This is a genomic window from Nocardioides candidus (genome assembly GCF_041321175.1).
Taxonomy (GTDB): domain Bacteria; phylum Actinomycetota; class Actinomycetes; order Propionibacteriales; family Nocardioidaceae; genus Nocardioides.
Genome location: NZ_JBGGWC010000003.1, coordinates 500,204 through 526,727 on the forward strand (window position 1 = coordinate 500,204; position 26,524 = coordinate 526,727).

Consider the following 26,524-nt stretch of genomic DNA (forward strand, 5'->3'; position numbering starts at 1 on the left):
TCAGGCCGAGGCGGGCAGGCGCAGCGCGCCCGGCGCGGACTCGGGCACCGCCGGTGCGTGCGGCATGACGGGGGCGACCCGCTGGTACGACGAGCCCAGGGCGGGTCGGGTGTCGGCCTCCCCCTTGTTGGGCCAGAAGGCCATCGCCCGCTCCGCCTGGGCGGTGATCGTGAGCGACGGGTTGACCCCGAGGTTGGCGGTGATCGCGCTGCCGTCGGCGATGTGGAGCCCCGGGTAGCCGTAGACGCGCTGGTAGGGGTCGATCACGCCGGTGTCCTTCGAGTCGCCGATCGTGCACCCGCCGATGTAGTGGGCGGTCGCCGGGATGTTGAAGATGTCGGTCGCGATGTTGCCGGTGTCGGCATCGGCGTGGCCGGCGTACTGCCGGGCGATCTCGTGCGCCATCGGGATCCAGTCGGGGTTGGGCTCACCGCTCCCCTGCTTCGTCTTGAGAAGCCCGCCCTTGCGGTAGGACGTCAGCGAGTTGTCGAGCGACTGCATGACCAGGAGGATCACCGACCGCTCCGAGGCCCGACGCAGGTTGAGCGAGCGCAGGAACAGCAGCGGGTGCAGCACGATCCCGAGCAGGAACCGCAGGAAGCGGAACGCCCCGCCGTCGACCATCGGCACGGTCTGGGCGAAGAGCGAGTTGTGCCCCTTCCCGTAGGTGCAGACCTCGACGTGCGTCTGCGGCTCCGGGTGGATCGAGGAGGTGATCGCCACGCCCTGGGCGAAGTCGAAGCGCGACTGGCTCTGCACGCCGATGATCGCCTCGGAGTTGCTGCGGGTCAGCTCGCCGAGACGCGGCGAGAGCTCGGGCAGCACGCCGTCGTCCTTCAGCCGGTGGAGCAGCTTCTGGGTGCCGAGCGCGGCCGCCGCGAAGACCACCTGCTCGGCGGTGAACGTGCGTCGGCCCTTGCGCAGCTTGCCGTTGGACTTCTCCGTCTCGACCACGTAGCCGCCGTCGTCGCCCTTCCGGACCGATGTCACCGTGGTCAGCGGGTGCACCTGGGCACCCTTGCTCTCGGCGAGGTAGAGGTAGTTGGTCGTCGTGGTGTTCTTGGCGTTGTGCTTGCAGCCGGTGAAGCACTCCGAGCAGTGGATGCAGCCCGCGCGGCTCGGTCCGGCGCCACCGAAGTAGGGGTCGGGCACCTCCTCGCCCTCGCGGCCCTCGTTGAAGAACACCCCGACCTGGGTCCTGTGGAAGGTGTCCGCGACACCTCGGTCCCGGGCGACCTGGAGGAGCAGCTCGTCCTTCGGGCCGGTGCGCGGGTTCTCGACGACGCCGAGCATCCGCTTCGCCTGGTCGTAGTACGGCGCCAGCTCGTCCTGCCAGTCGGTGATGTGGGACCACGCGCGGTCCTGGTAGAAGTCGGGCAGCGGCTCGTAGAGCGTGTTGCCGTAGATCAGCGAGCCGCCGCCGACACCGGCACCGCTGAAGACCAGGCACTTGCCGAGCGAGCTGATCCGCTGCGGGCCGGTCAGGCCCAGGCGCGGCGCCCAGATCGACTTCCGGATGTTCCAGTTGGTCTTGGGCAGGTTGTCCGCGTCCCAGCGCCGGCCGGACTCGAGCACGCCGACCTTGTAGCCCTTCTCCGTCAGCCGCAGCGCGGTCACGCTGCCGCCGAAGCCGGATCCGACGACGATCACGTCGTAGTCGTACTTGCTCATCAGACATCCACCTTCTCGGCAGCTCTGGCGGCCACCTGGTAGTCGGCCGGGTCGAACCTCGCCTGCTTCTTGTACTGCCGGCCGAGCGTCGGCCAGTTGGTCGTGATGCGCCCGTTGGCGTTGCGGTACCACGACGAGCACCGGCTCCAGACGCTCCCGGACAGCTGCTCCTGGATGCGCTCGTCGTAGTCCTGCTCGACCTCGGGCCGCACGGAGAGCGGGCGCCCCGTGGCCGCCACGTGCTCGACGTAGTCGCCGAGATAGCTCGCCTGGGCCTCGAGGAAGTAGATGATCGAGCCGCCACCGGTGTTGGTGTTGGGGCCGTACATGATGAGCAGGTTCGGGAAGTGCGGGACGGTCATGCCGTAGTAGGCCCGCGCCCCGTCCCGCCAGTCGTCGTGGAGGTCGCGCCCGTCGCCGCCCTTGATCGACATCGGTGCGAGGAACTCCGTCGCCTTGAAGCCGGTGCCCCAGATGAGGACGTCGGCCTCGTGCTCGACGCCGTCGGCCGTACGGACCCCGGTCGGGGTGATCTCGCTGATCGCGTCGGTCACCAGGTCGACGTTGGGCTGCGCGAGCGCCGGCACGTAGTCGCTGGAGAAGAGGATCCGCTTGCAGCCGATCTGGTAGCTGGGCCAGATCTTCTCGAACAGCCCCGGCTTGTCCTTCGCCTGCTTGCGCATGTGCCGCTTCGACATCGCCTGGATCGCCGAGGAGAGGGTCTTGGAGTAGACCCACGCGACGCTGAGACCCTCGGTGACGCCGTACCACGCGGCCCGCTCGGCGAGCAGGGTCAGCGGCACCTTCTCGAAGACCGTGTGGTGGTGCTTCGAGAACTCCCGGTCGAACCGCGGCACGAGGTACGGCGGCGTGCGCTGGAAGACGGTCATCCGGTCGACCTCAGGCTGGATGGCCGGCACGAACTGGATGGCGCTGGCCCCGGTCCCGATGACGGCGACCCGCTTGCCCGCGAGGTCGACGTCATGGTCCCACAGCGCCGAGTGGAAGGCCGGTCCCGCGAACGTCTCCGCACCCGGGATGTCCGGGTAGGACGGCCGCGACAGCTGGCCGACGGCCGAGACGAGCACGTCGACCTCGAGCGGGTCTCCCCCGCTCACCTGCACGGTCCATCGGCCCGTGTCGTCGTCGTAGCTCGCGCCCGTGACCTCCGTGCCGAACCTGATGTGGCGCAGGACGTCGTACTTCTTCGCGACGTGACGGATGTAGTCGAGGATCACCGGCTGCCGCGAGAAGCGGTGCGGCCACACCGGGAACGGCTCGAAGGAATAGGAGTAGAACGGCGACGGCACGTCGCAGGCGGCACCGGGGTAGGTGTTCTCCCGCCACGTGCCGCCGATGTCGTCGGCCTTCTCCAGGACGACGATGTCGTCGAAGCCGCGCTTCTTCAGCTCGATCACGGCGGCGAGGCCGCCGAAGCCGGTGCCGATGACGGCGACAGAGGGTTTCTTCATGGTGTGGGGGCCTCTCAGCGGGCGTGGAGCCACTTGATCATGCGCGGCAGGAGGCGCACGACCCACGGCTTGCGGCCGAAGGTCAGCAGGTTCATCGGCGGCGCGTAGCGCTGCGTCGCGATCGCGCGCGGGCGGGTGAACTCGCGCAGCCCCTCCGGCCCGTGGATGCGGCCGAAGCCGCTCTCCCCCTTGCCGCCGAGCGGCAGCGTCGCCATGCCGGCGAAGCCGAGCACCGAGTTGACCGAGACCTGGCTGGTGTCGAGGTGGTCGACGATCTCGTCGGCGTGGTCCTTGGAGAAGACGGCACCGGCCAGGCCGTAGGGGGTGTCGTTGGCGAGCTTGACGGCCTCGTCGAGGGACTCGACCGTCGTGACGGTCAGGGTCGGGCCGAAGGTCTCCTCCTGGATCGCGGAGGACGTGTGCGGCGGGTCGAGGATGACGACCGGCTCGATGTAGCGCTCGCCCACGCTGGCCACGCCGCCGACGACGGCCTTGCCGCCGCCCGCGATCGCGTCCTCGACGTGGCGGCGCACGATCGCGATCTGGCTGGGCATCGTCATCGGTCCGTAGGAGGCCGAGCCGTCGGAGCCCGGCCGGACCTTCTCGACCTGCCGGGTCAGCTCGTCGAGGAACTCGTCGCGGACCGCGCGCTCCACGTAGACCCGCTCGATGCCCACGCAGGTCTGGCCGCTGTTGCCCATCGCGCCGAACGCGATCGCCTCGGCGGCCTTCGGGAGGTCGGCGTCGTGGGCCACGATCGCGGCGTCCTTGCCACCGAGCTCCATCACGACCGGCGTGAGCGACTCGGCGCAGGCCGCCATGACCTTGCGGCCGGTCGGACCGGAGCCGGTGAAGGCGAGCTTGTCGACGCCGGCCCGGCAGAGCGCGGCGCCGGTCTCGCCGAAGCCGGTCACCAGCGACAGCACCCCGTCGGGCGCGTCCGGGTTGGCGGCGGCGAACGCGTCGACGTACCACTGCGCGATCGCGGGGGTGTACTCGCTCGGCTTGAAGACCACGGTGTTGCCGGCGGCGAGCGCGGTCGCGATCGAGCCGTTGGGCGTGAAGATCGGGTAGTTCCAGGGGCCGATCACGCCGACCACGCCGAAGGGCACGTGCTCCAGACGGGCGGAGAAGTTCGAGAGCAGGAAGCCGGGCTTGCGCTTCTCCGACCTCAGCTCCTTGGCGGCGTGCTTGGCGTTCCAGGTGATGTGCTCCAGCGCGAGCATCAGCTCCAGCCGCGCATCGGTGAGCGGCTTGCCGTTCTCCCGGTGCATCAGGTCGACCAGGTCGGCACTGTGCTTGGCCATGTGGCGCTTCCAGCTGAGCAGCGCGGCCCGCCGGCCGTCGTACCCCTGGTCGCGCCACCAGACCGACGCCTCACGGGCGCGGGCGACGATCGCCTGCACCTGCTCGGGCGTGTGGATGTCGAACGTGGCGACGACCTCGTCGGTCGCCGGGTTGGTGCTGACCAGCTGCTCGGTCATCGGTGCTCCTTCTGGGTGGCGTCCTCGAGGACGAGGCGCGCGCAGGTGACGGGGTCGTCGGAGAACGGGAGGTGCCCGCAGCCCGGGAGGTCGACGTGGCGGGCGAACGGCAGCGCCCGGCGGGCCTGCGCGCTCTGCGTGCGGTGGACGAGGACGACGTCGCGCGTGCCCCACGCCACGGTCACCGGGATCTCGGGGAGGTGGCCGGGGTCGCCGTCGGCGGCGACGAAGTAGCGCCCGAAGTCGTTGCGGGCCGCGTGGAAAGCCGTCGCGCCGGCAAGTCCCGCGAGGTCGCCGCGAGCGGCCTCCGGGCTGACCCGGGTGGGGTGGCCGAACATGCTGCCGAGGGCGACCGCCCGACCGACCGGGTGCTCCACGACGCGGTCGAGGAGCGGTCCGCTGGTCACCGCGGCTACCCGGAGGACGCTGAGGAGGGACTGGGTCCAGCGCAGCCCGGGGGCGCGCCAGAAGCCGACGGGCGAGAAGGCGGTCACCGCCGACGCGACACCGCGGCGTCCGAGCTCGAGGCCGATGCCGCCGCCCATCGAGCTGCCGACGACGTGCGGACGCTCGATGCCGTTGTCGGCCAGCCAGCCGGTCAGCCAGTCGGCGTACCCCTGCGGACCGGGCCGGACGCCGTCGACCAGCGGCGAGGCGCCGAAGCCGGGCAGGTCGATCGCGACGACCTCGTGGCTCTCCGCGAGCCGGTCGAGGACGGGCTCGAAGACCTGCCAGCGGCTGCCGATGCCGTGCACGAGCACGATCGGTGCGCCGCTGCCGCGCCGCTCGTGGCTGATCATCGGACCACCTCCATGTCCAGCCCCAGCGAGTCGACGGCCAGGGCCGTGCAGTGACGCACGAACTCCTCGCGCGTGGTGTGGCGCTGCCCCTCGCTCCAGGCGAGGAACAGCGCGAAGATCGCCGCTGAGAAGCCGATCAGGGTCCATCGCCCCGCATCGGCCCGCAGCTCCTCGACGCGGTCGGGGAAGACCTCGGCGACGACGGCCAGCACGAACTCCGGCATCGCGGCCTGCGACCGCGGCCGCAGCGTGTCGTCGGCGGAGGACTCGCGGAAGAGGATCCGGCCGATCCGGGGATCGTCCTCGACCACGGCCACCGCGGTGTCGAAGGCGATCCTCATCGCGGCCGCGACGCCCTCGGTCGCCACCGCGGCGACGACGGCGGCGAGGATCGGCTCGCGGATCTGCGTGACCGTCTCGTCGTAGACGGCCTCGAGCAGGTCCTCGCGGGTCGCGAACAGGTCGTAGAAGTAGCGCGGCCCGACCGAGGCCTCCCGGCAGGCGGCCCGCATGGTCAGGGCCGAGACGCCCTGGGTGCCGACCAGCTCCATGCCCGCGGCGACGAGCCGCTGGCGACGGTCGGCCTCGCGCGCGTCGGGCGTCTGACCCTGCCAGAGCCGGCCCGACGACCCGGACGGGTCGTCCTCGGGGGTCGTCGTCGCGCTGGCCACGAACAGACCATAACAGGAATCATGCGATTCCCGGAAGCACCTGATTCCTCTTTTTGCCTTCGGGCTACAGGTCGCGCGCCAGCGCGAGGCCCGCCGCCCGGCCGGAGAAGATGCAGCCGCCGAGGAAGGTCCCCTCGAGCGCGTTGTAGCCGTGCACTCCCCCGCCGCCGAAACCGGCCACCTCGCCCGCGGCGTAGAGGCCCGGGACCGGCGCCCCGTCGGCACCCATCACCTGCGAGTCGAGGTTGGTCTCGAGCCCGCCCAGCGTCTTGCGCGACAAGATGTTGAGGCGTACGGCGATGAGCGGACCGTGCTCGGGGTCGAGGATCTTGTGCGGCTTGGCCACGCGGATCAGCTTGTCGGTCAGCGACTTGCGGGCGTTGTGGATCTGCATCACCTGGGCGTCCTTGGCGAAGGCGTTGTCGACCTGCCGGTCGCGCGCCTCGATCTGGCGCTCGAGGTGGGCCGGGTCGAGCCGCGGCCCGCGGGCGATGGCGTTCATGCCCTCCACCAGGTCGGCCAGGCTGTCGGCGACCACGAAGTCCTCACCGTGCTGCTTGAACGCCTCGACCGGGCCGGGCGCACCCTTGGCGACGCGCGACCTCAGGAGGAACTTGAGGTCCTTGCCGGTGATGTCGGGGTTCTGCTCGGAGCCCGACAGGGCGAACTCCTTCTCGATGATCGACTGGGTCAGCACGAACCACGAGTAGTCGTGCCCGGTCGCGAGGATCTGCTTCATCGACCCGATCGAGTCGGCGCCGGGCACACCCGCCATCCCCGTGAGCCGGTCGCCGTTGGCGTCGAACCACATCGACGACGGGCCCGGCAGGATCCGGATCGCGTGGTCGGGCCAGACCGGGTCCCAGTTGTGGATGCCTTCGACGTAGGCCCACATCCGGTCGCGGTTGATGATCCGGCCCCCGGCCTCCTCGGTGATCGCGAGCATCCGGCCGTCGACGTGCGCGGGCACGCCGCAGATCATGTGCTCGGGCGCCGGGCCGACCCGCTCGATCGGCCAGTTCTTGCGCATCAGGTCGCGGTTGTGACCGATGCCGCCCGAGGAGACCACCACCGCCGAAGCGTGGTGCTCGAACGCGCCGACGGCCTCGCGAGACGACCGCACACCCCGCGCGAGCCCGTCGGCGGCCTCGAGCACGGTGCCACGCACGCCCACGACCCGGCCGTCCTCGAGCACGAGCTCGTCCACCTGGTGGCGGAACGCGAAGCGCACCAGGCCTGCCCGCTCCGCCTCCTGCACCGGCTCGGCGAAGATCCGCACGACCTCGGGACCGGTGCCCCAGGTCAGGTGGAAGCGCGGCACGGAGTTGCCGTGACCGGTCGCCGACCCCGAGCCGCGCTCGGCCCAGCCGACGAACGGCATCGACCTCAGGCCGAGCTCGCGGACGTAGTCGCGCTTGCCCTCGGCCGCCCAGGCGACGTACTCCTCCGCCCAGCGCCGCGGCCAGACGTCCTCGTCGTCGAGGCGGTCGAAGGCGGCCGAGCCCTGCCAGTCCTGCCAGGCCAGGTCGAAGGAGTCCTTGATGCCGACCCGGCGCTGCTCGGGAGAGTCGACGAAGAACAGGCCGCCGAGCGACCAGAACGCCTGTCCGCCGAGGTTGTTGCGGTTCTCCTGGTCGAGGACGAGCACCTTCCGGCCGGCCTTCGCCAGCTCGTGCGTCGCCACCAGGCCGGCCAGGCCGGCGCCGACGACGATCACGTCGGACTGGAAGTCAGAGCTCTTGTCCGCACTCATCGGATCTCCTCGGTGTAGTGCTCGACGAGCACGGTGAACAGGTCGGTACGGCGGGCGCGGGCAGCCCGCGGGTCGTTGTCGATCAGGCACTGGACGGTGGTGCCGTCGTGGGCGGCGACCAGGGCCGGGCCGAGCGCATCGCGGTCGGTGATGCGGCGCCCGACCAGCGCGAGCAGTCGGTCGAGCAACGGCAGGAGGGTCGCGAGGATCGCGTCCTCCCGCGCAGCGACCACCTGCCTGAGCGCGGGGTTGCGGAGGGCGTGCGCGGTGAACTCGGCCGTCACGCGGTACCACGCGTCGTCCACTGGTACGGCGTCCGCCACCTGAGCGACCGCGTCCCTCAGCGTTCGGGGCGCGTCGCCTGACGGACGGGTGGCGGGCGCAGCGAGCAGCGCCTCCAGCTCCTGGAGCATCTGCTGCGAGCGCTGCTCCCACATCGCGAGGAACAGCTCGTCGAGGGAGTCGAAGTTCGAGTAGAACGCGCCTCGCGTGAAGCCAGCGCCGGCGCAGACCTGTTCGACCGAGGTGCTCCCGAAGCCCCGCGCGGCGAAGACCTCGAGCGCGGCGTCCAGCAGTCGCTGGCGCGTCTCGGCGCGGCGCCGGGTGGCTGGTCGCTCGGTCACGATGCAGAACTGTATCGGATACAGCGGTGTATCGAGCGGGCGGAGACGTGCGAGGAGACGTGCGAGCGTCGAGGTGCGGTCACACCGCGGAGGCGGCCGCCTTCGCAGCGGCCTTCTTCTCCTTCTTGAAGTCCCGCACCTTCTGCAGCGAGTCCGGGTCGACCACGTCGGCCACCGACCGGTAGCCCTCGAGCGCGTAGTCCCCCGCAACAGCCTCCCAACCCTCGGGCCGGACGCCGAGCTGCTTGGCGAGGAGCGCCACGAAGATCTGGGCCTTCTGCTTGCCGAAGCCGGGCAGCTCCTGCACCCGCTTGAAGAGCTCCTTGCCGGTGGTCGCCTCGGACCAGAGCCGGGTCACGTCGCCGTCGTACTTGCTCTCGACGAGCGCAGCGAGCTCCTGCAGCCGCGCTGCCATCGAACCCGGGAAGCGGTGGATCGCCGGCGGCTCGCTGCACAGTGCCTTGAACGCCTCGGGCTCGGCGGCCGCGATCGCGGCAGGGTCCAGCGTGCCGAACCGGCCGAGCACCTTCCAACCGCCCCGGAAGGCGTGCTCCATCCCGTACTGCTGGTCGAGCATCATCCCCACCACCACGGCGAACGGGTGCTGGTCGAGGACCTCGTCGGCTTCGGGCAGGCCCGTCATCTGGAACGCCATGGCGCCATCTTCTCTCATCCGGCAACAGCCGACCGACGTACCAAAGTCGGTCCGGGACGATCCGTCACGCCTGACGGTCCCCCCGGAAAGGCGGGTTCGGTACGTCCGTCGGCGCGCGACGGGGGCCGCCCTCCCCCACTCCCCCGGTTGACGAACGCTGCGGCGGTTACCGACCCAGCATGGCGATCAGGAAGGGCACAGCGGTCTCCTGGGGCACCTCTCAGGGCCGCACCTACGGACACGCGGTGGAGAAGCGGACGCAGCAGTTCCAGTTCGACAAGCAGACCTTCAACGCCTCCGACGACGAGCCGTACTGGATCGTGGAGTCGGAGAAGACCGGGGCCCGAGCGGCCCACAAGGAGTCGTCGCTCAGGCTGTCGTGACCGAACGGCTCGCGAACGCGTAGTCGTCGAGGTCGAACCGGCTGCTGGTCCACATCGTCTCGAGCGTGGGCGAGGCGCGGAACGGGACGTCGCCGTTGGCGTCGAAGTAGTAGCTGTTGGCCGTCGAGCACGACGGCTGGAAGAAGACCTGGTGCCGGCGCCGCCCGAGCATCCGCTCGAAGTAGCGCGTGTTCGCCTCAGGTGTCACCTCGACCCGGGTGGCACCCACCCGCCGCGCCTGCTTCAGGCAGCGCACGATGTGGGCCATCTGGGTCTCGATGAGGTTGAAGTACGACGACCCGTTGTAGCCGTAGGGGCCGAGGATCGCGAAGAAGTTCGGGAAGCCCGGCACGCTGACGCCCTGGTAGGCCTGGAAGCGGTGCCGGCCCCACCAGTCCTCGAGGTCCGCTCCACCGGTGCCCGCGACGCCGAAGGCCGGCATGTTGCCCTTCTCGAAGACCTTGAAGCCGGTCGCGAGGATCAGCACGTCGACGTCGTGCTCCACGCCGTCGGTCGTGACGACGCCCGTCGGCGTGACCCGCTCGATCGGGGTCGTCTCCAGGTGCACGTCGGAGCGGTTGAAGGTCTGCAGGTAGTCGTTGGAGAAGCTCGGCCGCTTGCACCCGAGGGCGTACGACGGCGTGAGCTTCGCCCGCACCTCGGGGTCTTTCACCGCGCGACGCAGGTGGCCGTGGCCGATGCGCTCGCCCACGCCCGCGACAGGCAACAGGTCGTGGAAGTGAGCGGCGATCGGGAAGGTCAGCTCGACGAACGTCTGGCTCACCAGACGCGTGGCGCGGCGGGCCCCCGGCACCCGCATCGCCAGCCGCGCCGGCAGCGGCAGCGGGGCGTCGAGCTTGGGCAGGCACCAGATCGGCGTGCGCTGGAAGACCGTCAGGTGGGCGACCTCCGGCGCGATCGACGGGATGGTCTGCACCGCGGACGCACCGGTGCCGATGATCGCGACCCGCTTGCCGCGCAGGTCGACGTCGTGGTCCCACCGCGCCGTGTGCATGACCGCGCCCGCGAAGTCCCCGATGCCCTCGATCTCGGGCTTCTTCGGCTGGGTGAGGACCCCGGTCGCGACCACCACGTGGCGCGCGGTGATCTGCTCGCCGCCGGCGGTGCCGAGCCGCCAGAGCTCGCCGTCGTCGTCGAACTCTGCGGACACGACGCGCGTGCCGAGCCTGGTCCGCCGTCGCACGTCGTACTTGTCGACGCAGTGCTCGGCATACGCCTTGAGCTCCTCGCCGGGCGCGTACACCCGCGACCAGTCGGTCATCTGCTCGAAGGAGAACTGGTAGCTGAACGACGGGATGTCGACCGCGACGCCGGGATAGGTGTTCCAGTGCCACGCCCCGCCGACGCCGTCGCCCTCCTCGATCATCAGGTAGTCGTCGAAGCCGGCCCGGTCGAGCAGGATGGCAGCGCCGATGCCGGAGAAGCCGCCGCCGATGATGGCGACCTCGTGGTCGGGCTGCTTGGGGTGGTCGGGGCGATCGGTCATGCGGAGCGGTCCTCTCGGGTGCGGCGCGGGCCGGCGGTGGCCAACGCTACGGGGATCCGGCGCAGCCGGTCGGGGTCGGGCACGACGATGCAGTCGACCTGGTGCTCGATGCCCTCTGCCGAGCGCACGGCGTCCTCGGTGACGGCGTAGACCGGCCACCGCACGAGCGTGCAGTGCGCCTGCTGCAGCACGGAGTAGAAGAGGTCGCCGCGCGCCGCGGGGTGCGGCCCGAACCGGTCGTCCGGGGTGAGCAGCCGGCGGACCCACGGGTCCCTGACCGCGAGCCGCAGGTGGGCACGGGCCAGCAGCCGGCGGGCGGGTGGCCCCGCGACCGGGACGTACGACGCCGCGCGCACCGCGACGCCCACCGGCACCGGCAGCGCCGGCAGCACCCAGGCCGGGTCATCGAGGAACACCTTCACGCTGCGCGCGGTCCAGGCGATGTCGGGCAGCACGCGGACGGCGTCGTTGCCCCGCGCGATGATCGCCACGCGCCTGCCACCGAAGGAGTGGTCGCGCCAGGCGTCGCCGAGGAGGAGCTCGCCCGTGAAGACGTCGGGGAGCTCGGCGGGGAGGCCGCTCACGGGGCCACCGGCTCGTGGGTGATCTCCTCGGTCCACGACTGCGGCTTGCCGAGGACCTTGGCGGGCACGAACGAGGTGATCCGCACCATCGGGTCGGCGAGGAGCCGGTGGTAGGGAGAGGACCGGTCGATGATCATCGCGGCCTGGGCCTTGAGCACGTGGAAGGCCGGGATCCGGCTGGTGTGCTCGCCCCTGCCGCCGATCGACCCGAACCGCTTCACCGCGTTGTAGAGCTTCTGCTCCGGCAGCCCCATCGCGACGATGTTGTCGCGCATCTTGCTGATCAGGGGCGTGAAGACCACGATCAGCCCGAGCACCACCTGCGGCTTGAGGTTGGCCGCCGACTCGATGACGAGCTTGTGCAGCGGTCCGGCCCCGATCAGCTCCAGCACCTGGAAGTCGACGGCGATGTGGCGGGCCTCGTCGGAGTTGATGTGGCGGAACACCTCGTGGCAGACCGGGTCGTGCACCTCGTCGAGGAGGAACTTCACCAGGGCGCCGTCGAGGGCGCACTCCAGCAGCGGGATCAGCGTCGCGAGGCCCGTCAGCGGCAGGGAGTCGCCGAACGTGTCGAGCGTCTTGATCGCCAGCTTGACGTTGATGTTGGGCTCGGGGACGTTGCCGTCGTCGTCGAGCATCCCCCACCGCTTCATCAGGGCGAGCTCGGCGTTGGCGTGCTTCTGCTCCTCGGCGTGGAAGTACTCGTAGATCTCCTTGATCGCCGGGGTCGGCGCCTTCTTCGCCAGCGAGGCGAAGCCCCGCGCGCCGACGTGCTCGATCCAGACCAGATCGGCCATGAACGGCTGCATCCGGGCGCGTACCTCGTCGGTGATCTCCTCGGCACCGGGGGCGTCCCAGTCGATGTCGGCCAGCGACCACTGCTTGTCCTTGATGGTCTGCAGCATCGCCTCGAAGTCGTAGGTCATGACGGGTCCTCCTCGGCGGGGGCGGTCTCGGGTTCGGGAGCGAAGCGGCCCATCAGGCCCGCGGCACGGGCGTACGGCGCCGGGGCGAGCCGCTTGAGCCGCCACAGCGCCTTCGCGTCGAGCTGGGGGAGGACGTAGAGCCGGCCGTGGTCGTGGGCGTCGAGCGTCGTGCGCGCGACGCGCTCCGGCGAGAAGCCGGCCCATCCGGCGATCCTCCGGGCGAGCTGTGCCGCGCCGGGATCGATCAGCTCACCGCCGAAGATGTTGGTGCGCACGAAGGTCGGGCAGAGCACGGTCACCGCGATCCCGGTGCCGGCGAGCTCGGCCGCGAGGGTCTCCGAGAGGCTGACCACCCCGGCCTTGCTCACGTTGTAGGCGGCCATCCGCGGGGCCGCGGTGAACCCGGCCGCGGAGGCGACGTTGATGATGCCGCCGCGCCCGCGCTCGCGCATCTGCGGGACGAACGTGTGGCAGCCGTGGATGACGCCCCAGAGGTTCACGCCGAGCGTGCGCTGCCAGTCCTCGAGCGGCGCATCCCCCACGACCCGACCACCGGCGCCGATGCCGGCGTTGTTGACCACGAGGTCGGGCGGGCGGCCGAGCCACGCACCCGCGGCGGCCGACATCCGCCGTACGGCCTGGGCGTCGGAGACGTCGCAGGCGACCGCCTCCGCCTCGCCACCAGCGGCCTCGATCAGGACCACCGTCTCCTTCGCCGCCGTCTCGTCGAGGTCGGCGCAGACCACCCGCCCGCCCCGGCGGGCCAGCTCGACGGCGAACGCCCGGCCGATGCCGCTGCCGGCACCGGTGACGACCGCGTGGGTGCCGCGGGTGCGCTTCACAGCCCCTCCACCAGGGCGAAGGAGCCGCGCCGTTCGGCAGCCTCGAGCTCGGCGACGATGAAGTCGGCGGCCCGGGCGAGGGCGGGCGCGGCTTCCGGTACGACGCGGGCGAGCGCCTGGAACACGTGCATCTGCCCCGGCCAGACCTCGAGCTCGCAGCGGCCGCCGCCGGCGGTCACCGCGCGGGCCAGCTCCTCGGCGTCGGCGGCCATCATCTCGCGGCCACCCGCCTGGACCAGGGTCGCGGGGAAGCCGGCGGCGCCCTCGAAGGAGAAGGCCGCCCGCGGGGTGCTGCGGTCCGCGTCGACGAAGTAGAGGTCGAGGAGCCGCTGTGCGCGGGCCGCGGAGATCATCGGGTCGCGCCGTCGTCGTTCGCGGTCGGCGGCGAGCTCGAAGGTCGGGTCGACCAGCGGTGAGAACAGCGTGAGCGCGGCCGGCGGCTGCGCCCCCTCGTTGAGCAGCTGCAACGCCAGGTCGATCGCGAGGTGTCCGCCCGCCGAGTCGCCGGCGAGCACGATGCGGCCGGGGTCGTGCCCCTCGCTGAGGAGCCAGGAGTACGCCGCCCGCACGTCGTCGGCCGCGGCGGGGAACCGGTGCGTGGGGGCGAGCCGGTAGTCGCACGCGAGGACCGGCAGGCCGGTGGCCTCGGAGAGCCGCGTGGTGACGCCGCGGTGCGTGCGCGCCGAGCAGATCGTGTAGGCGCTGCCGTGGATGTAGAGGATGACCGCGTCGTCACGGCGGGCGTGCGGGCCGCGCACCCACTCCCCCCGCACGGACGGCCCTGTCGTGGCCGAGCGGTCCACCGCCACGATGCGGCTGCCCCGCAGTCCCGGGCTGAGCACGGCGAGGCTGCCGGCCACGATGCGGCGCGAGACGCGCACGCCGTGGGGGTTGGCGGGGATGACGGCGGTGAGCGGGCGCAGGGTCAGCGAGGTGACCGTGGCTGCTGCGTGGCTCCGCAACGACGCCCGCGTCGGCGGGGTGTTCTGCTGGCGCATGCCCTCAGATTGCATTCTGAGGGCACCTGCCGTCAAGATGGAGGGGTGGACGTCGCGAAGGTCACCCCTCGGCGCTACGGCGGCAAGAGCGCCGACCAGCGTCGCGCCGAGCGCCGCCAGCAGGTCGTCGCGGCCGCGCTCGATATCTGGCAGGAGCAGGGCTGGGCGGCGGTCACGATGCGCGGGGTCTGCGCGCGGGCCGGCCTCACCGACCGCTACTTCTACGAGAGCTTCACCGACCGCGACGCACTGCTCGGCACGATCTGGGACCAGATGCGCGACGAGACGCTCGAGATGCTCCTCGCCGCCATCACCGCCGTCGCCGACCAATCGCCGCTGGCGCAGCTCGAGGCCGCCCTCCACGCGATCGTGCACCACATCGCCGACGAGCCCGCCAGGGCCCAGATCATCTTCGGCGACCACGCCGGCAGCGCCGTGCTCGAGCAGCGTCGTCGCGACACCGTGCAGATGGCGACCGACCTGATGATCGGGCTCGCCGAGCCGTTCCTGCGCTCGGACGCCGACCTCCGGGCGCTGCGGATCAACGTGGTGCTCGGCATCGGAGGGTTCGTCGAGCTGATGCTCGCCTGGCGCTCCGGGCTGGTCGACGCGACCACCGACGAGATCGTCGGCCACCTCGCCGACGTCGGCGCCGCTCTCGCCGATCGCTTCCTCAGGCCGGGGTCGGCACCCCGGGGGTGACGTCGGTCGTGATCATGGTGGGGAGCAGCCCGTGCACGAGCGTGCGCAGCTCACCCAGCACCTCGTGGCGGCCGGCGCTGACGCCGATGAGCGCCTGCTGGAAGAGTCCGTCGACGATCGCGTAGAGCACGCTCGCCGGCATCGCCGGCACGCCGCCGGCCAGCTCCGCGTAGCGCGACACGATGCGCCACACCATGTCCTCCAGCCAGCCGTCGATCTCCTCGGCGACCTCGCGCAGTCGCTCCTCGAACATGCTCTGGGTGCGGACGTCGTACCAGAGCCGGTGCATCGCGGTGTCGGTGGCGAGTGTCTCGACCAGCTTGTCGGCGAAGCCGGCGACCAGCTCCTCCGGCGTGGCGGACCCGGCGATCACGTCGTCGTAGCGACGCACGCACCCCGACTTCTGTTCGCGCACGCAGAAGACGATCAGCTCGTGCTTGTCCTGGAAGTAGTAGTGCACGACGCCGTGGCTGAAGTCGGAGTTGTTCGCGATCTCCCGCAGGCTCGCCTTCGCGTAGCCCAGCTCCCCCAGCGTGATCAGGGCCGACTCGGCCAGCGCACGTCGCCGCTCGTCGTACTTCTCGGCGGGCGGCTTGCGCGCCGCGGGACCTGGCATGGCGCCGAGCCTAGACCCTCGAGAACGTGTTCTTGACACTTGTCAGGAAAATTCTGACCACACGTCCAGAGAAATCTTGACAGTCGTCAAGACTTTCGGGTGCAATGGGAGACGTCATTGACTGGCTTCCGGGGGGATACCAGTCCTCGACGCGAGGTTCTGCGGGGGCTCGGGCGTCATGAGCAGAGGTGTTGGAGCCACCTCCGGCTCCGCCCGGCCCCCGCGGAACTACGTCCCGGGCCCTTCTCGGCCCGGTCGCTCAGGCCTTCCAGCCGAAGGCGAACGCCCCGCCCACGAGCAGGGCGAACCACACCGGGTAGGACAGCGCGGCGATCCACACCATCCGCTTCGGCTTGGTCCACGACAGGCAGCAGGTCGCGAAGAGCGCCAGCCACACGGCGAGCATCGCGACCACTCCCCACCACGGCGCGACGATGCCGCTGGCCGCGTAGAGGAAGAACGAGGAGACGATCAGGATCAGCGCGAGGAACGGGGTGAACGAGACGTCACCGCGCGGTCCGTCGGCGACCGGCTTGATCCGCCGGCGCCGTCCGAGGCCGGCCAACTGCTACTCGCCCTCGACGTCGTCGTTCCAGGCGGGGTCCTTGTCCCAGGCCTCGGTGCGCTCGGCGGCCTTCTCCAGCGCGTGGGACGCCTCTTCCTCGGTGTCGTAGGGACCGAGCCGGTCCTTGTAGGCGCACCCGTCCTGGGGCTCGACGGCGTGGTGCTTGAGACAGAACCAGTAGGCCATGCCCAGAACCTACCGCCGCTCGTCCGCCCCGGACTGTCCGGACGGCCGGTCGAGGTCGCCGGCGAGTCGCTCGACCCGGAGTACGGCGAGCTCGTGCTCGACGTCGCCGCTCATCGCCGCCGCGAGCCGGAGGTGGGGCAGCGCCTCCCGGTGCCGTGACTGCCGCTCGTAGGCGCGGCCCAATGCGTGCTGCGCCCAGCTGTCGGACGGGTCGTCGGCCACCAGCAGCTCGAGCTCGTCGGAGGCCTTCACGAGCTGGGCCCGCATCAGGTAGGCCCACGCGCGGAGCGTGCGCAGGCCGCGGTTGCCGGGCTCCTGCTCCAACGCCGGCTCCAGGACCTTGAGCGCCTCGCTCGGCGCGCGCCGCTCGAGGAGGTCGTGGGCCGTGCGGAACGCGCTCTCCGGGCGCGCCTCCGCCCCCGGGAACACGATGCCCGGGGCTCGCAGCGGAAGGTCCTGCTCACTCATGGCTGCTCCAACCTTCGCACGAAGGCGGTGATTCCGCCGCTCCCCCTGCGCAGGCACTAGCCTGTCGCCTGGACGGGCCGACCGGGTGACCGCGTGATCCGCACCGGAGACGGCGCGGGTCCCGAGGAAAGTCCGGGCTCCGTAGAGCAGGGTGGTGGGTAACTCCCACCCGGAGCAATCCGCGGGAAAGTGCCACAGAGAACAGACCGCCCCTCCCTCCGGGGAGAGGCAAGGGTGAAACGGTGGAGTAAGAGCCCACCAGCGTCCCGGGTGACCGGGACGGCTAGGCAAACCCCACCCGGAGCAAGGCCAGACAGTGTGCGCTCGAGGGCTGCTCGCCCGAGCACACGGGTAGGCCGCTGGAGGCCGCCGGCAACGGCGGTCGTAGATGGATGGTCACCGATCACAGAACCCGGCTTACAGGTCGGCCCGTCCCCCACCCCCCTCCTGACCTGCGGAAACGCTGCTGTCAGGCATCGCCAGTCCCCACAGAGTCCCCACGAGCGCGAGCCCGGTCCCCGAGCACACTGTCGATCGCGTCCCGTGTCCGGTCGTCAGAGTCCGGCCACAGGTGGCTGTAGGTGTCCAGCGTCTCGGCCGCCGTTGCGTGCCCGAGTCTCACCTGGACCGTCTTCACGCTCTCCCCGAACCGGATCAGCAGCGACGCGTAGTAGTGCCGCAGCGAGTGCATCCCGGTCCCGACGTCGAGCCCGGCCGCACGAGCCGCCGGCCGCCACACGTGCCCGAACACTGAGCGGGTGATCGGCTCGCCGTCGAGGGTGAACACCAGCCCGTCGGGGCCGACTGGGAAGCGAGCCAGGTGCGCGGCGAGCTCGTCGACCACGACCTGGGGAAGCGGGATCGTGCGCACGCTGGCCTTCGTCTTCGGCGGCCCGAGTCGCGGCGGCTGCCCGGTGAGCGTCAGCAGCTGCCGGTCGACGCGTACCTCGCGACGCAGCATGTCGAGCCGATCAACCGTCAACCCGAGCACCTCGCCCTGACGCATCCCAGTCCCAGCCGTGAAGGTCACCAGTGCACGCAGGCGGTCGGGCATCGCCTCGCGCACCGCGTCGACCTGCTCGGTCGTCGGCGGCACCACCTGGCGCCGCTCCGTCTTCGGGAGCTTGGTGCCCTCGCACGGGTTCGCCATGATCCGCCTGTCGCGCACCGCGGCCTTGAACACCGACGACACGATGCCGTGCACCACCGAGACCGTTGACGGGGCCAGCGGGGGCCGATCGCCGTCCCCCGTGCTCAGTCGCTTCACCCACGCCTGAACCTCGCTGGGCAGGATCGACGACAACGGCCGATCCCCCAGCGTCGGGTAGGTGTGCCGGCGCAGCATGGTCTCGACGTGGGCGGCCGACGTCGGCCGATGCACCTGCGCGGCGCGCCACTGCTCGGCGTACTCCCTGAAAGCGAGCCGACCGGCCTTCGGGTCGACGTACTGCCCGGTGACCACGGATGCGGTGACCTCGTCGAGCCAACGCTGGGCGTCGACCTTCCGAGCGAAGTGCTTTGCGTGCTGACGACCACCGCTATCGCGATAACGGGCCCGCCACTTTCCGTCGGCACGCTTCTGCAGGTTGGCCACCTAGACCACTCTCCCCTTCTGTCGCGCGCGCGGCATGACTCCACGCTGCCTGGCCTTATAGATCCACGACTCGACGAGGCGACGCATCGTGGTCGCCTGACTCGGGTCATAGCCGGGCAACTGCTCTGCGATCGCCGTGGCGGGCGGCCGGCCCTGAGCAACGGCTGCGTCGTAGGCCTTGGTGAGATCGCGGAAGAACGCGTCAGTCAGGCCCTCCGCCGGCGGGGCGAGTTTCACCTCTTCTTCGACCTGGATTCGCCCGCCCTGGTCGCGCGCGTAGGGCGGCTGCACCACGTCGTCGCGGTACTGCGCCCGCATCGAGTCAGCGATCCACCCCTTGGCCCCCGAACCGACCGTGGTCGCGAAGTAGGAAGCCAAGCGCGACAGGTCGGGCGCCGCGGTTCGTAGCCGGTCACGGGCGGTCGGCACGGCTTCGGCCCATTGCTCGAGGACCTGCACGGGGAAGCGGCGCAGTGCGCCGGCCTGGATCGGAACTCCTCGCCCGTCGATGTAGAGCTCGGTCATCCGCAGCGCGCCGTCGACTTCCTGCACGCGGTAGTAGACGGCGCCCGGTAGACCCAGTTCGTCTGCCGCTGCGCGGTGCCAGCCGCCGTTGCCTGCCCTGATCTGCATATGTCGTAGTTCAACGCACAACGGTAGTAGTTGTCAATATATACAACGAAGAAGATTGAAGGGCATTGTTGTAGTTCCCACCAACTACAACGACCAGGAGGTCCGAGTGTCCGACTACTACATGACCACCGAAGAGGTGGCAGCTGCACTGCGGATCGAGCCGCAGACCCTCCGCTACTGGCGTCACGCCGGGAAGGGACCCGCCTCCTTCCGAGTGCCCGGCACAAGGCGAGTCCTCTACGCCCGGGAAGACGTCGAGACGTTCATCGAAGACGCCCGCCAGTCCAACGCCTCGGCCTGAACCCGGAAGGAGGACGCGTGTCCTACGTGAAGCTCGAGCACCGGCACCTCGGCGACGACCGCTGGCTGGACCTCTCGCCGGCCGCGTTCACCGTGCACGTCTGGGCACTCGATCACTGCAACGAGCAGGCCACGGACGGGGCCATCCCGAAGACGCGCGCAGTCCGACTGGTCTGCCCTGTCGACCCCGCCGAGATCCCCCCGGCCTGGGCGGAACTCATTGCCTCGGAGCTGTGGGCCGAGGAGGGTGACGAGTACGTCTGCCCCGACTTCACCGCCCACGGCATCGCGGCCGCCGAGCAGAACGCGACACGGTCGAAGTGGGCCGAGGACAAGCGACGCCAGCGTCTTCACGCGGTCGGCAATCATCATCTCTGCACCGACCGATGCAAAGCCAAGGCCGCCGAGGTGGACTCAAGTCCCGTTGTCCACCAGTGGACAAGTGGACGATCAGACCAGACCCGACCCGACCAGAACCCTAAAGGTTCTGGGTCGGGGCGCACGGCCGCCGAGCAACGGCTCGGCCGACCGGCGCACGTCTGGGCAGACGACTGCTGCCACCTTCCCGCTTCCCACCCGATCCACCATGCGGACGACGGACAGAGGAGCGCGTGATGGGCCACCTCGATCGGTACGGCGACTCCATTCTCGATGAGACCCAGGCCGAGCGACCCGACCACCACTGCACCAACGGTTGGGCCGACGAAGACCAAGCTCGACCGTGCCGCACCTGCCGACCCTGGCACTTCGCCTGCGGCACCTGCGGCACCACCGTGCGCGACTGTCACAGGCTCGTCGGCCCCTGCTGCACCGCCTGCCCACACACGCCACCGTCCTTCGCCAAGAAGCGGTGACGGTTTTTAGAACCGCAGCCGTAGGACCCCACCAGTCTCGCTTTCTCTATCCCCGAACATTTTTTTCGCGAGGAGCACCCCTTCATGGACACCTGCACCTACTGCCCGCGCTGCATCGACGCGGGGGCGCTCGGCACGCTCGCCGAGCTGCTGCCCTTGATCGCGGTCAATCGGCTCGACCAGGTGCGCAATCTGCTGCTCGAGGACGCTCGGTGGTCGGGCCTGAACGGTGCGCAGCGGCTGCTGCGGGCGGATCTGCTCGACGCGACGGCTCGGCGCCTGGTCGAGGAGGCCGGCCGGGACCCGGCCAACTACCTCGCCCGCGGCGAGCTTCATCCCGAGGTCCCGAGCGACACTCGCGGATTGGCGGGCTGATGTCGGACCGTCGCGGTATCCTCATCTTGAGTCACTCGCTGATCCCTCCGGGCAGTGTTGGGGCTCGTGGGCAGCTGATCCCTCCGGGCAGTCGCCACCGAACATCGTTGATCCCTCCGGGCAGCGATCGCAGCACCTGTCGCCCGCCGTAGAGCTGGGCGCCGTGCCGCACGGCGACATCCCCCACCCCCTTCCGAGGCGCGTCACGCGCCCAATGCCCAGGAGGCAGCAAATGACTCGATCCACCATCAACCTTCACACCTTCACCCGCGCGTTCAAGGAGCTCGGCGAAACCGGCCAGTACGGCTATCCGGCCTTCACCGTCGGCGGTCAGCAGCGGATGCTCAAGACGGCCGCGGAGGCCGACGACTTCCTTGGCAACGACCGCGCACCGAGCGACTGGGAGATCTACGCCCGGATCGCTCGCGCCGCGTCCGAGGACATCCGCCACAAGAACCTCGAGCGCGACGGCCTGATGGCCTCCGAGCAGCGCCAGGCCGACCACCTCAAGACCGTGCTCAGTGACGCCGTCGAGCGCGCCGAGCGGCTCTACCACGACTTCCTCGAGGAGCGCGCCCGCGACGTCAACGCCCAGGGCCTCGACGCCCGCAACGACGACGGCCGCACCTGGACCGCCACCGCTCGCGACGGCGTCCGTCCGACGCACAGCGAGCAGCGCTCGAATTGGGTCCGTCGCAACGACGACCGGCCCGCGACCGTCGTCCGCGGCCAGCGCTTCGTCGACCAGGAGATCGTCGCCGACCACGCCAACCGCACCGCCCAGCGCGATGCCGCCGTCGTCGGCATGCACGGCTCGTTCGGCCAGCTCGTCCGGTCGATGTCCACCACGAGCGGGTCGGCCGTTGTGCCGACGGTCTGGGCCGGCGACGTCATCGACCGGGCGCGCAACATGGCCGCCGTGCTGCAGGCCGGCGCCGAGATCGTTCCGATGGACGCCAAGACCGTGCAGATCGGCCGACTCACCGGCGACCCGACCGCGGCCTTCCGCGCCGAGGGATCGACGATCACTGCGAGCGACCCGACCTTCGACAACGTCACGCTCGACGCGAAGACGATGAGTGCGCTCGTGGTCGGCTCGCTCGAGTGGTTCCAGGACGCCGAGAACGTCGACGAGATCGTGACCAACGCCGTCGCCTCGGCGATCGCGTTGCAGCTCGACCTCGCTGCGCTGTACGGCGGCATCACGGCCGGCGCCGGCGCCATCAACCTGGCGACCCCGCCCAACCCGCGCGGCGTCCTCGGCACGCTCAACGCCGTCGCGCCGAGCTCGGTACTCGGTGGCGCCACCAACGGCACCACGCAGACCGCGGCGTCGTTCTACAACGAGCTCATCGACCTGATCTACACCCCGCGGAACTTCAACGAGGAGCCCAACGCGCTGATCTGGTCGCCGAAGGCCGAGCAGCAGTACGCCAAGGCCTACGACACCACCGGCCAGCCGCTGCAGGCCCCGGCGGCGTTCACCGAGCTCGCGCGACACCGCACCAACCAGGTGCCGAGCTACACCCAGGGCACCATGACGAGCCGCGCGACCGACGTCTTCGTCGGCGACTGGTCGCAGCTGCTGATCGGCCAGCGTCTCGACCTCACGATCCAGACCTTGACCGAGCGGTTTGCGGAGAACGGTCAGGTCGGCATCGTGGCCCACTGGCGCGGCGACGTCGGCCTCGCCCGCCCGCGGGCGTTCGCGGTGTTCAAGGCGCTGCAGGGTGCTGTCTGATGGGCGGCCCGTCTGAGGTGGCCGAGGCGCTGGCCGCGGCCGCCGACGAGCGCACGCAGGAGAAGGGCGCGCCGGTCGTTCGGCCGGCGCGCCTGGCGCGGGGCTACATCCAGACCGTCCACCCCGACACTGGTCTGGCGGTCACCTTCGTGCCCGGCGAGGCGCTGCCCGCGTGGGTGTCGCTCAAGGACGCCGACGATGTCTGAGCCGCAGCCGGAGACGGTCCGCGAGCAGATCGTCATCGATCGAGATCCGCGCCGGCGCAACAGCCTCAAGGACGATCCTGTCGTCGCAACGATCGAGGTTCCCCCCAAAGCCACCAGTTCCGGCTGGGGCGACATGAGCTGGACCCGCTAGACCCCGCGTCAACCTCACCCGCCCGGCCTCTTCCTGAATGGTCACCGGGTCGGGACTGGAAGGTGGCGAGCCGCTTCTCATGATCTGCGCGGCACTGACCCACCTGCGCGGGACCTGGGCCGCCCCGGCGTGCGAGCCGGGGCGGCCCACTTCCCACCGCCCCGAGGAGAAACCATGATCTTCGACCCACTCAGGCCAACCGCGTTCCGCGCACCCGGCGCCGACGGCTACATCCGGACCGTCTTGGACGTCACTCCTCACTGGCTCGACGTCGCGCTCGGAGTCGCAGAGGACGCCGCCGTCGAGCTGGGGCTCGCCGAGCTGCTTCCCGAGGGCGTCACAGTGGTGCCCTTCCGACCGTGCGCGCCCAGCCATCCAGACCGGGTCGGGCCGATGGCGCCGATCCCGAACGGCTTCACCATGGTCACCGCGGCCGGCGACCCACTCCAGGAGATCTTTGTGCGAGCCGACATGGCCCCCGCTGCGCTCGAGGCCACCGTCGCGCACGAGATGCGACACGTGTGGCAGAACCTGCGCGGCGGTCACGCGTTCCGCAGCGAGGAGGCCGCAGAGGCAGACGCGCGCCGTTTCGAGCTCGAATGGATTGCGGCACACCGGCCCGCGATCGAGGCGGCGAGCAACGCATGAGCTTGATCGCTTACTACAAGTTCTCTGAGCCCGCCGAGACGACCCAGGCCAACGATTCCTCAGGCACCCAGGCGCCACCGATGCGCCCCTGGCGGTATCCGGACCAGCCCGGCGGGTCGGCCAGCACGGCCGTTTTCGGAGCCGCTGAGGGTGTCACAACTGACTCACTCACCGCACTCCAGCTTGCGTCGACGTCGGGCGGATACAGCGCCGCCCTCCGAGCCGATGCCGCCCCCGTCGCGCTCAAGGGCCTCGGCGTCTTCGTTTCGGCCGCAGGCGCCGAGGGCGGCATCGTCTTCGGTGACCAAGACCTGTCGAACGGGCTAACCGTCGAGTGGGACAACTTCTTCGCCGAGATCACCGTCAACCGTGGCGTGCTCAACCTGTGCACCGCACCGGCGCCCACCGATGGAGCCGTCCATCACGTGTTCGTTCGTCAGAACGGCGCGACCGTTGAGCTGTACCTGGACGGCGCGCTGGTGGCCTCGGCCGCCGGCGCGCTCGGCACAGTCGGCCCCTACTTCGTGGGACCGGCGCAGGGCTTCCCCTTCACTATGACGATCTGCCACCTGGCACTCTTCGACGCGGACATCGGCTCGGCCCGGATCGCCGAGATCGCCGCGGCCGGGCTGACAGGCTTCGCTGGTGAGACGACCGACGCCCGTCTGCGGCGCTACGCCGACATGGCCGGTATCCCTTCCGACGAGATCGTCACCTCGACCTCGAGGATCACGGCCGCGCACATCGACTCGACCGAGCAGGGCGTCCTCGAGCTGATGCGGAAGGTGGAGACCACCGAGGCGGGCGTGCTCCACGACGATCGCGCTGGCAGGCTCACCCTGCGCAACCGCGACGACCGCTACCAGGCCCCGGTCGCGGTGACGCTCAACGCCGCGTCGCAGGACGTCGGGATCGACTTCGCCCCGACGGTCGACGGTCAGTCGCAGTACAACATCGCTGATGGACGCAACATCGACGGCACGGTCGCAGCGACGTACAGCGACGAGGCCAGCCGCGACGAGTACGGCGAGCACGCCTATTCGGTGGAGACCGCAGCCACCGACCCGGGCGAGCCCTACCAGCTGATCGCGGCCGTGGTGAACGCCAACAGTGAGCCGCGGCCGCGGGTGCCTTCGATCACGATCGCGATGAGCGCGCTCGACACGACGACGATGCAGGCCGTCGCCGGGCTGGACATCGGCGACAAGGTCCGCCTGATCAACATGCCGACGCAGACCCCGGGCGGCTCGACCGTCGACTTCTTCGTCGAGGGCTACGCCGAGAAATTCACCCGGCGTGCGGGTGAAGACCCGTGGCAAATCACGCTCAACCTCTCGCCCGCCTGGCCGCTCGACTCGCTCTTCGTCCTCGACGACCCCGTCCACGGCGTTCTTGACGCCGGCAACTTACTCGCCCTGTAGTTCCCCGCGCTCCGTCGTCGGCCGCGACGACGGAGCGCGGTCCGTCACGGGCGTGCGAACGCCTCCGCGATCGACATGAGGAGACGCGCAGGGTCAAGGCCCAACGCGTCTGCCACGGCCTCGACCTGCGTCGGCGTCAGCGTTCCCAGCACCTCGGCCGTGGTCATCGAACCTCTCCCGACTCGAGCCAGAGCAGGTACTCGCGCGCGGCTCCCTGAACGTCACCCTCGTCGAGCCGGGCAGCAACCCGCGGCGCTGCTTTCCTGGTGAGCTCTCTCATCGCTCGCTGGACGTCTTGAACGGTCATACTGTCGTGCATGGTCTTGCCTCCTGGTTAGGCGATTCCTAGGCCCGGTCTGCCGCCCTAAACGGTGACCGGGCCGAATCTGTTTGATGGAGTGATCCTCACCCCCGAGGCCGAGCGTGTCCCGAGAATCGTTCGTCTTGCGCGTCTGCGTCTTCGCTTGGTCCCCACCTAGTCCCCAAGATGCGTGAATAGGTGACAACGACGATCAACACCTGATTAGACGTCTTCGCAGGTCAGAGGCGGTTTGATCAACTTCGATCAACGTTGAGACCTGCGCGGGGCCTTGACCCGGCTTACAGGTCGGCCCGTCCCCCACCGCCACCTGGGCCAACCCCAGGCCGGGGCAGGGTCGGTTCGCACGTTTCGCTGCGCACTGGTCTAGACAGCACTAGCCTCGGACCCTTCCGGGTGCTTCATCAAGGCATTCGTACAACCCGCGCGTTCTTCCCCATTGGTATGACGCCGACCCCAGGAGCGCCCAGTGCTTGTCCCGTTCTTCCGTCTACTAGTCGTCGCTGTCGCAGTGGCAGCAGGCCCGGCTTGCCTAGGCCTTCAGTCGGCCGAGGCGGCTACCCCAGATACGGCGCGACCAGTCGGTTCTCGATTGACGGCCACGCCGTCAACGGTCGACGTCTCGACCACGGCCCAGCGGGTGGTGATCCGGGTGCGACTGGTAGACGACACCGGCGTTGTCACCAGTCCCTACGCGACGATCAGCGCCGCTACCTCGAGTCAGTACCAGTACGCCACGATGACGCTCGCGTCCGGAACCCCCCAGGACGGCTTCTACCGCGCCATCTTCAACATGCCCACCAACGCGACCCGCGGCACGTGGAACATCCAGGTCTATGGGGCCTCCGACGCGGCCTCCAACCACATGGAACAAATGAGCTCGCAGTTCACGGTCACTGGACCGCCCGTGGATTCCTCGCGGCCGGTCGGCTCCAGGTTGGAAGCCTCGCCCTCATCAGTCGACGTCTCGACCACGGCCCAGCGGGTGGTGATCCGGGTGCGACTGGTAGACGACACCGGCGTTGTCACCAGTCCCTACGCGACCATCAGCGCCGCTACCTCAAGTCAGTACCAGTACGCCACGATGACGCTCGCGTCCGGAACCCCCCAGGACGGCTTCTACCGCGCCATCTTCAACATGCCCACCAACGCGACCCGCGGCACGTGGAACATCCAGCTCTATGGGGCCTCCGACGCGGCCTCCAACCACATGGAACAAATGAGCTCGCAGTTCACGGTCACTGGACCGCCCTTGGATTCCTCGCGGCCGGTCGGCTCCAGGTTGGAAGCCTCGCCCTCATCAGTCGACGTCTCGACCACGGCCCAGCGGGTGGTGATCCGGGTGCGACTGGTAGACGACACCGGCGTTGTCACCA

Annotated in this window: 31 protein-coding genes and 1 other RNA gene; 12 read left to right on the top strand and 20 right to left on the bottom strand. The window is 70.0% G+C overall.

Going from position 1 to position 26,524, the window contains the following annotated elements; genetic code table 11:
• The 8 genes from ACAX67_RS16660 to ACAX67_RS16695 form a co-directional block, all read right to left on the bottom strand.
• Complete coding sequence (locus tag ACAX67_RS16660) at positions 1-1,671, bottom strand: GMC oxidoreductase (protein WP_370704990.1); 1,671 nt, start codon at positions 1,669-1,671, stop codon at positions 1-3.
• Complete coding sequence (locus ACAX67_RS16665) at positions 1,671-3,143, bottom strand: flavin-containing monooxygenase (RefSeq protein ID WP_370704991.1); 1,473 nt, start codon at positions 3,141-3,143, stop codon at positions 1,671-1,673. Before ACAX67_RS16665 ends, ACAX67_RS16660 begins: the two co-directional genes overlap by 1 nt.
• 14 nt (positions 3,144-3,157) lie before the next feature.
• Complete coding sequence (locus ACAX67_RS16670; protein WP_370704992.1) at positions 3,158-4,627, bottom strand: aldehyde dehydrogenase family protein; 1,470 nt, start codon at positions 4,625-4,627, stop codon at positions 3,158-3,160.
• A complete protein-coding gene (locus ACAX67_RS16675) occupies positions 4,624-5,427 on the bottom strand; it encodes an alpha/beta fold hydrolase (RefSeq protein ID WP_370704993.1) in 804 nt (267 codons plus the stop codon). The genes ACAX67_RS16670 and ACAX67_RS16675 overlap by 4 nt, the downstream gene beginning before the upstream one ends.
• The gene (locus tag ACAX67_RS16680; RefSeq protein ID WP_370704994.1) at positions 5,424-6,098 is read right to left on the bottom strand and encodes a TetR/AcrR family transcriptional regulator; all 675 of its coding nucleotides are present in this window, start codon (positions 6,096-6,098) and stop codon (positions 5,424-5,426) included. The genes ACAX67_RS16675 and ACAX67_RS16680 overlap by 4 nt, the downstream gene beginning before the upstream one ends.
• Positions 6,099-6,162: 64 nt before the next feature.
• The gene (locus ACAX67_RS16685) at positions 6,163-7,851 is read right to left on the bottom strand and encodes an FAD-binding dehydrogenase (protein ID WP_370704995.1); all 1,689 of its coding nucleotides are present in this window, start codon (positions 7,849-7,851) and stop codon (positions 6,163-6,165) included.
• Positions 7,848-8,474 carry a TetR/AcrR family transcriptional regulator gene (locus tag ACAX67_RS16690; RefSeq protein ID WP_370704996.1) on the bottom strand — a complete coding sequence of 209 codons (627 nt, stop codon included), beginning with the start codon at positions 8,472-8,474 and terminating at the stop codon, positions 7,848-7,850. Before ACAX67_RS16690 ends, ACAX67_RS16685 begins: the two co-directional genes overlap by 4 nt.
• A 79-nt stretch (positions 8,475-8,553) precedes the next feature.
• Complete coding sequence (locus ACAX67_RS16695; protein WP_370704997.1) at positions 8,554-9,129, bottom strand: HhH-GPD-type base excision DNA repair protein; 576 nt, start codon at positions 9,127-9,129, stop codon at positions 8,554-8,556.
• A 179-nt stretch (positions 9,130-9,308) separates the two neighbouring features.
• On the opposite strand from ACAX67_RS16695, the gene ACAX67_RS16700 reads away from it, so the two are divergent.
• The gene (locus ACAX67_RS16700) at positions 9,309-9,512 is read left to right on the top strand and encodes a hypervirulence associated TUDOR domain-containing protein (protein ID WP_370704998.1); all 204 of its coding nucleotides are present in this window, start codon (positions 9,309-9,311) and stop codon (positions 9,510-9,512) included.
• On the opposite strand, the gene ACAX67_RS16705 is transcribed toward ACAX67_RS16700, so the two are convergent.
• Genes ACAX67_RS16705 through ACAX67_RS16725 form a run of 5 tightly spaced genes read right to left on the bottom strand, consistent with a single transcriptional unit; the run spans position 9,499 to position 14,369 of the window.
• On the bottom strand, positions 9,499-11,019 hold the full coding sequence (locus ACAX67_RS16705) for a flavin-containing monooxygenase (RefSeq protein ID WP_370704999.1): 1,521 nt from the start codon (positions 11,017-11,019) through the stop codon (positions 9,499-9,501). The two genes, ACAX67_RS16700 and ACAX67_RS16705, sit on opposite strands and share 14 nt — an antisense overlap.
• The gene (locus ACAX67_RS16710) at positions 11,016-11,603 is read right to left on the bottom strand and encodes an NAD(P)/FAD-dependent oxidoreductase (RefSeq protein ID WP_370705000.1); all 588 of its coding nucleotides are present in this window, start codon (positions 11,601-11,603) and stop codon (positions 11,016-11,018) included. The genes ACAX67_RS16705 and ACAX67_RS16710 overlap by 4 nt, the downstream gene beginning before the upstream one ends.
• Positions 11,600-12,529, bottom strand: coding sequence for a ferritin-like domain-containing protein (locus ACAX67_RS16715; protein WP_370705001.1), 930 nt, complete (start codon positions 12,527-12,529; stop codon positions 11,600-11,602). Before ACAX67_RS16715 ends, ACAX67_RS16710 begins: the two co-directional genes overlap by 4 nt.
• Positions 12,526-13,371 (bottom strand): SDR family NAD(P)-dependent oxidoreductase, encoded by an 846-nt coding sequence (locus ACAX67_RS16720; protein WP_370705002.1) that lies wholly within the window; start codon positions 13,369-13,371, stop codon positions 12,526-12,528. The genes ACAX67_RS16715 and ACAX67_RS16720 overlap by 4 nt, the downstream gene beginning before the upstream one ends.
• A complete protein-coding gene (locus tag ACAX67_RS16725; RefSeq protein WP_370705003.1) occupies positions 13,368-14,369 on the bottom strand; it encodes an alpha/beta hydrolase in 1,002 nt (333 codons plus the stop codon). The genes ACAX67_RS16720 and ACAX67_RS16725 overlap by 4 nt, the downstream gene beginning before the upstream one ends.
• 45 nt (positions 14,370-14,414) lie before the next feature.
• Between ACAX67_RS16725 and ACAX67_RS16730 the strand changes: the two genes are divergently transcribed.
• Complete coding sequence (locus ACAX67_RS16730) at positions 14,415-15,071, top strand: TetR/AcrR family transcriptional regulator (protein WP_370705004.1); 657 nt, start codon at positions 14,415-14,417, stop codon at positions 15,069-15,071.
• On the opposite strand, the gene ACAX67_RS16735 is transcribed toward ACAX67_RS16730, so the two are convergent.
• The 4 genes from ACAX67_RS16735 to ACAX67_RS16750 all read right to left on the bottom strand — a co-directional run bounded on the left by ACAX67_RS16735 (position 15,043) and on the right by ACAX67_RS16750 (position 16,906).
• Positions 15,043-15,687 (bottom strand): TetR/AcrR family transcriptional regulator, encoded by a 645-nt coding sequence (locus tag ACAX67_RS16735; protein WP_370705005.1) that lies wholly within the window; start codon positions 15,685-15,687, stop codon positions 15,043-15,045. The two genes, ACAX67_RS16730 and ACAX67_RS16735, sit on opposite strands and share 29 nt — an antisense overlap.
• Positions 15,688-15,946: 259 nt before the next feature.
• Complete coding sequence (locus tag ACAX67_RS16740) at positions 15,947-16,252, bottom strand: hypothetical protein (RefSeq protein WP_370705006.1); 306 nt, start codon at positions 16,250-16,252, stop codon at positions 15,947-15,949.
• A 3-nt stretch (positions 16,253-16,255) separates the two neighbouring features.
• Positions 16,256-16,438 carry a hypothetical protein gene (locus ACAX67_RS16745; protein WP_370705007.1) on the bottom strand — a complete coding sequence of 61 codons (183 nt, stop codon included), beginning with the start codon at positions 16,436-16,438 and terminating at the stop codon, positions 16,256-16,258.
• A 9-nt stretch (positions 16,439-16,447) separates the two neighbouring features.
• A complete protein-coding gene (locus tag ACAX67_RS16750) occupies positions 16,448-16,906 on the bottom strand; it encodes a tetratricopeptide repeat protein (RefSeq protein WP_370705008.1) in 459 nt (152 codons plus the stop codon).
• Positions 16,907-16,979: 73 nt separating this feature from the next.
• On the opposite strand from ACAX67_RS16750, the gene rnpB reads away from it, so the two are divergent.
• Positions 16,980-17,342, top strand: an RNA gene (rnpB, locus tag ACAX67_RS16755) — RNase P RNA component class A.
• A 33-nt stretch (positions 17,343-17,375) separates the two neighbouring features.
• On the opposite strand, the gene ACAX67_RS16760 is transcribed toward rnpB, so the two are convergent.
• Both ACAX67_RS16760 and ACAX67_RS16765 read right to left on the bottom strand, forming a co-directional pair.
• Positions 17,376-18,500, bottom strand: a complete 1,125-nt coding sequence (locus tag ACAX67_RS16760) for a tyrosine-type recombinase/integrase (RefSeq protein WP_370705009.1) — start codon at positions 18,498-18,500, stop codon at positions 17,376-17,378.
• Complete coding sequence (locus tag ACAX67_RS16765) at positions 18,501-19,133, bottom strand: hypothetical protein (protein ID WP_370705010.1); 633 nt, start codon at positions 19,131-19,133, stop codon at positions 18,501-18,503. It abuts the gene before it with no gap.
• 106 nt (positions 19,134-19,239) lie between these two features.
• On the opposite strand from ACAX67_RS16765, the gene ACAX67_RS16770 reads away from it, so the two are divergent.
• The 8 genes from ACAX67_RS16770 to ACAX67_RS16805 all read left to right on the top strand — a co-directional run bounded on the left by ACAX67_RS16770 (position 19,240) and on the right by ACAX67_RS16805 (position 24,829).
• Positions 19,240-19,434: a helix-turn-helix transcriptional regulator gene (locus ACAX67_RS16770; RefSeq protein WP_370705011.1), complete on the top strand. Its 195-nt coding sequence runs from the start codon at positions 19,240-19,242 to the stop codon at positions 19,432-19,434.
• Between the two features lie 17 nt (positions 19,435-19,451).
• Positions 19,452-20,048 carry a hypothetical protein gene (locus ACAX67_RS16775; protein WP_370705012.1) on the top strand — a complete coding sequence of 199 codons (597 nt, stop codon included), beginning with the start codon at positions 19,452-19,454 and terminating at the stop codon, positions 20,046-20,048.
• Between the two features lie 323 nt (positions 20,049-20,371).
• Positions 20,372-20,662: a hypothetical protein gene (locus ACAX67_RS16780; protein WP_370705013.1), complete on the top strand. Its 291-nt coding sequence runs from the start codon at positions 20,372-20,374 to the stop codon at positions 20,660-20,662.
• Between the two features lie 232 nt (positions 20,663-20,894).
• Positions 20,895-22,403 carry a phage major capsid protein gene (locus ACAX67_RS16785; RefSeq protein ID WP_370705014.1) on the top strand — a complete coding sequence of 503 codons (1,509 nt, stop codon included), beginning with the start codon at positions 20,895-20,897 and terminating at the stop codon, positions 22,401-22,403.
• Positions 22,403-22,609 (top strand): hypothetical protein, encoded by a 207-nt coding sequence (locus tag ACAX67_RS16790; protein WP_370705015.1) that lies wholly within the window; start codon positions 22,403-22,405, stop codon positions 22,607-22,609. The genes ACAX67_RS16785 and ACAX67_RS16790 overlap by 1 nt, the downstream gene beginning before the upstream one ends.
• Positions 22,602-22,760, top strand: a complete 159-nt coding sequence (locus ACAX67_RS16795; RefSeq protein WP_370705016.1) for a hypothetical protein — start codon at positions 22,602-22,604, stop codon at positions 22,758-22,760. Before ACAX67_RS16790 ends, ACAX67_RS16795 begins: the two co-directional genes overlap by 8 nt.
• A 174-nt stretch (positions 22,761-22,934) precedes the next feature.
• Entirely contained in the window at positions 22,935-23,408 is a 474-nt protein-coding gene (locus ACAX67_RS16800; RefSeq protein ID WP_370705017.1) for a hypothetical protein, read from the top strand.
• Positions 23,360-24,829: a LamG-like jellyroll fold domain-containing protein gene (locus tag ACAX67_RS16805; protein ID WP_370705018.1), complete on the top strand. Its 1,470-nt coding sequence runs from the start codon at positions 23,360-23,362 to the stop codon at positions 24,827-24,829. Before ACAX67_RS16800 ends, ACAX67_RS16805 begins: the two co-directional genes overlap by 49 nt.
• A gap of 44 nt (positions 24,830-24,873) precedes the next feature.
• Here ACAX67_RS16805 and ACAX67_RS16810 read toward each other — a convergent pair whose 3' ends face one another.
• Positions 24,874-24,996 (bottom strand): hypothetical protein, encoded by a 123-nt coding sequence (locus ACAX67_RS16810; protein WP_370705019.1) that lies wholly within the window; start codon positions 24,994-24,996, stop codon positions 24,874-24,876.
• Positions 24,997-25,740: 744 nt separating this feature from the next.
• Between ACAX67_RS16810 and ACAX67_RS16815 the strand changes: the two genes are divergently transcribed.
• On the top strand, positions 25,741-26,524 hold a 784-nt coding region (locus ACAX67_RS16815), incomplete at its 3' end, for a hypothetical protein (RefSeq protein ID WP_370705020.1).

Coding starts and splice junctions, on each gene's coding strand:
- ACAX67_RS16660 (WP_370704990.1), bottom strand. CDS start 1,671: ATGAGCAAGTACGACTACGACGTGATCGTCGTCGGATCCGGCTTCGGC.
- ACAX67_RS16665 (WP_370704991.1), bottom strand. CDS start 3,143: ATGAAGAAACCCTCTGTCGCCGTCATCGGCACCGGCTTCGGCGGCCTC.
- ACAX67_RS16670 (WP_370704992.1), bottom strand. CDS start 4,627: ATGACCGAGCAGCTGGTCAGCACCAACCCGGCGACCGACGAGGTCGTC.
- ACAX67_RS16675 (WP_370704993.1), bottom strand. CDS start 5,427: ATGATCAGCCACGAGCGGCGCGGCAGCGGCGCACCGATCGTGCTCGTG.
- ACAX67_RS16685 (WP_370704995.1), bottom strand. CDS start 7,851: ATGAGTGCGGACAAGAGCTCTGACTTCCAGTCCGACGTGATCGTCGTC.
- ACAX67_RS16695 (WP_370704997.1), bottom strand. CDS start 9,129: ATGGCGTTCCAGATGACGGGCCTGCCCGAAGCCGACGAGGTCCTCGAC.
- ACAX67_RS16700 (WP_370704998.1), top strand. CDS start 9,309: ATGGCGATCAGGAAGGGCACAGCGGTCTCCTGGGGCACCTCTCAGGGC.
- ACAX67_RS16705 (WP_370704999.1), bottom strand. CDS start 11,019: ATGACCGATCGCCCCGACCACCCCAAGCAGCCCGACCACGAGGTCGCC.
- ACAX67_RS16715 (WP_370705001.1), bottom strand. CDS start 12,529: ATGACCTACGACTTCGAGGCGATGCTGCAGACCATCAAGGACAAGCAG.
- ACAX67_RS16725 (WP_370705003.1), bottom strand. CDS start 14,369: ATGCGCCAGCAGAACACCCCGCCGACGCGGGCGTCGTTGCGGAGCCAC.
- ACAX67_RS16735 (WP_370705005.1), bottom strand. CDS start 15,687: ATGCCAGGTCCCGCGGCGCGCAAGCCGCCCGCCGAGAAGTACGACGAG.
- ACAX67_RS16745 (WP_370705007.1), bottom strand. CDS start 16,438: ATGGCCTACTGGTTCTGTCTCAAGCACCACGCCGTCGAGCCCCAGGAC.
- ACAX67_RS16750 (WP_370705008.1), bottom strand. CDS start 16,906: ATGAGTGAGCAGGACCTTCCGCTGCGAGCCCCGGGCATCGTGTTCCCG.
- ACAX67_RS16765 (WP_370705010.1), bottom strand. CDS start 19,133: ATGCAGATCAGGGCAGGCAACGGCGGCTGGCACCGCGCAGCGGCAGAC.
- ACAX67_RS16780 (WP_370705013.1), top strand. CDS start 20,372: ATGGACACCTGCACCTACTGCCCGCGCTGCATCGACGCGGGGGCGCTC.
- ACAX67_RS16785 (WP_370705014.1), top strand. CDS start 20,895: ATGACTCGATCCACCATCAACCTTCACACCTTCACCCGCGCGTTCAAG.
- ACAX67_RS16790 (WP_370705015.1), top strand. CDS start 22,403: ATGGGCGGCCCGTCTGAGGTGGCCGAGGCGCTGGCCGCGGCCGCCGAC.
- ACAX67_RS16795 (WP_370705016.1), top strand. CDS start 22,602: ATGTCTGAGCCGCAGCCGGAGACGGTCCGCGAGCAGATCGTCATCGAT.
- ACAX67_RS16800 (WP_370705017.1), top strand. CDS start 22,935: ATGATCTTCGACCCACTCAGGCCAACCGCGTTCCGCGCACCCGGCGCC.
- ACAX67_RS16805 (WP_370705018.1), top strand. CDS start 23,360: ATGGATTGCGGCACACCGGCCCGCGATCGAGGCGGCGAGCAACGCATG.
- ACAX67_RS16810 (WP_370705019.1), bottom strand. CDS start 24,996: ATGACCACGGCCGAGGTGCTGGGAACGCTGACGCCGACGCAGGTCGAG.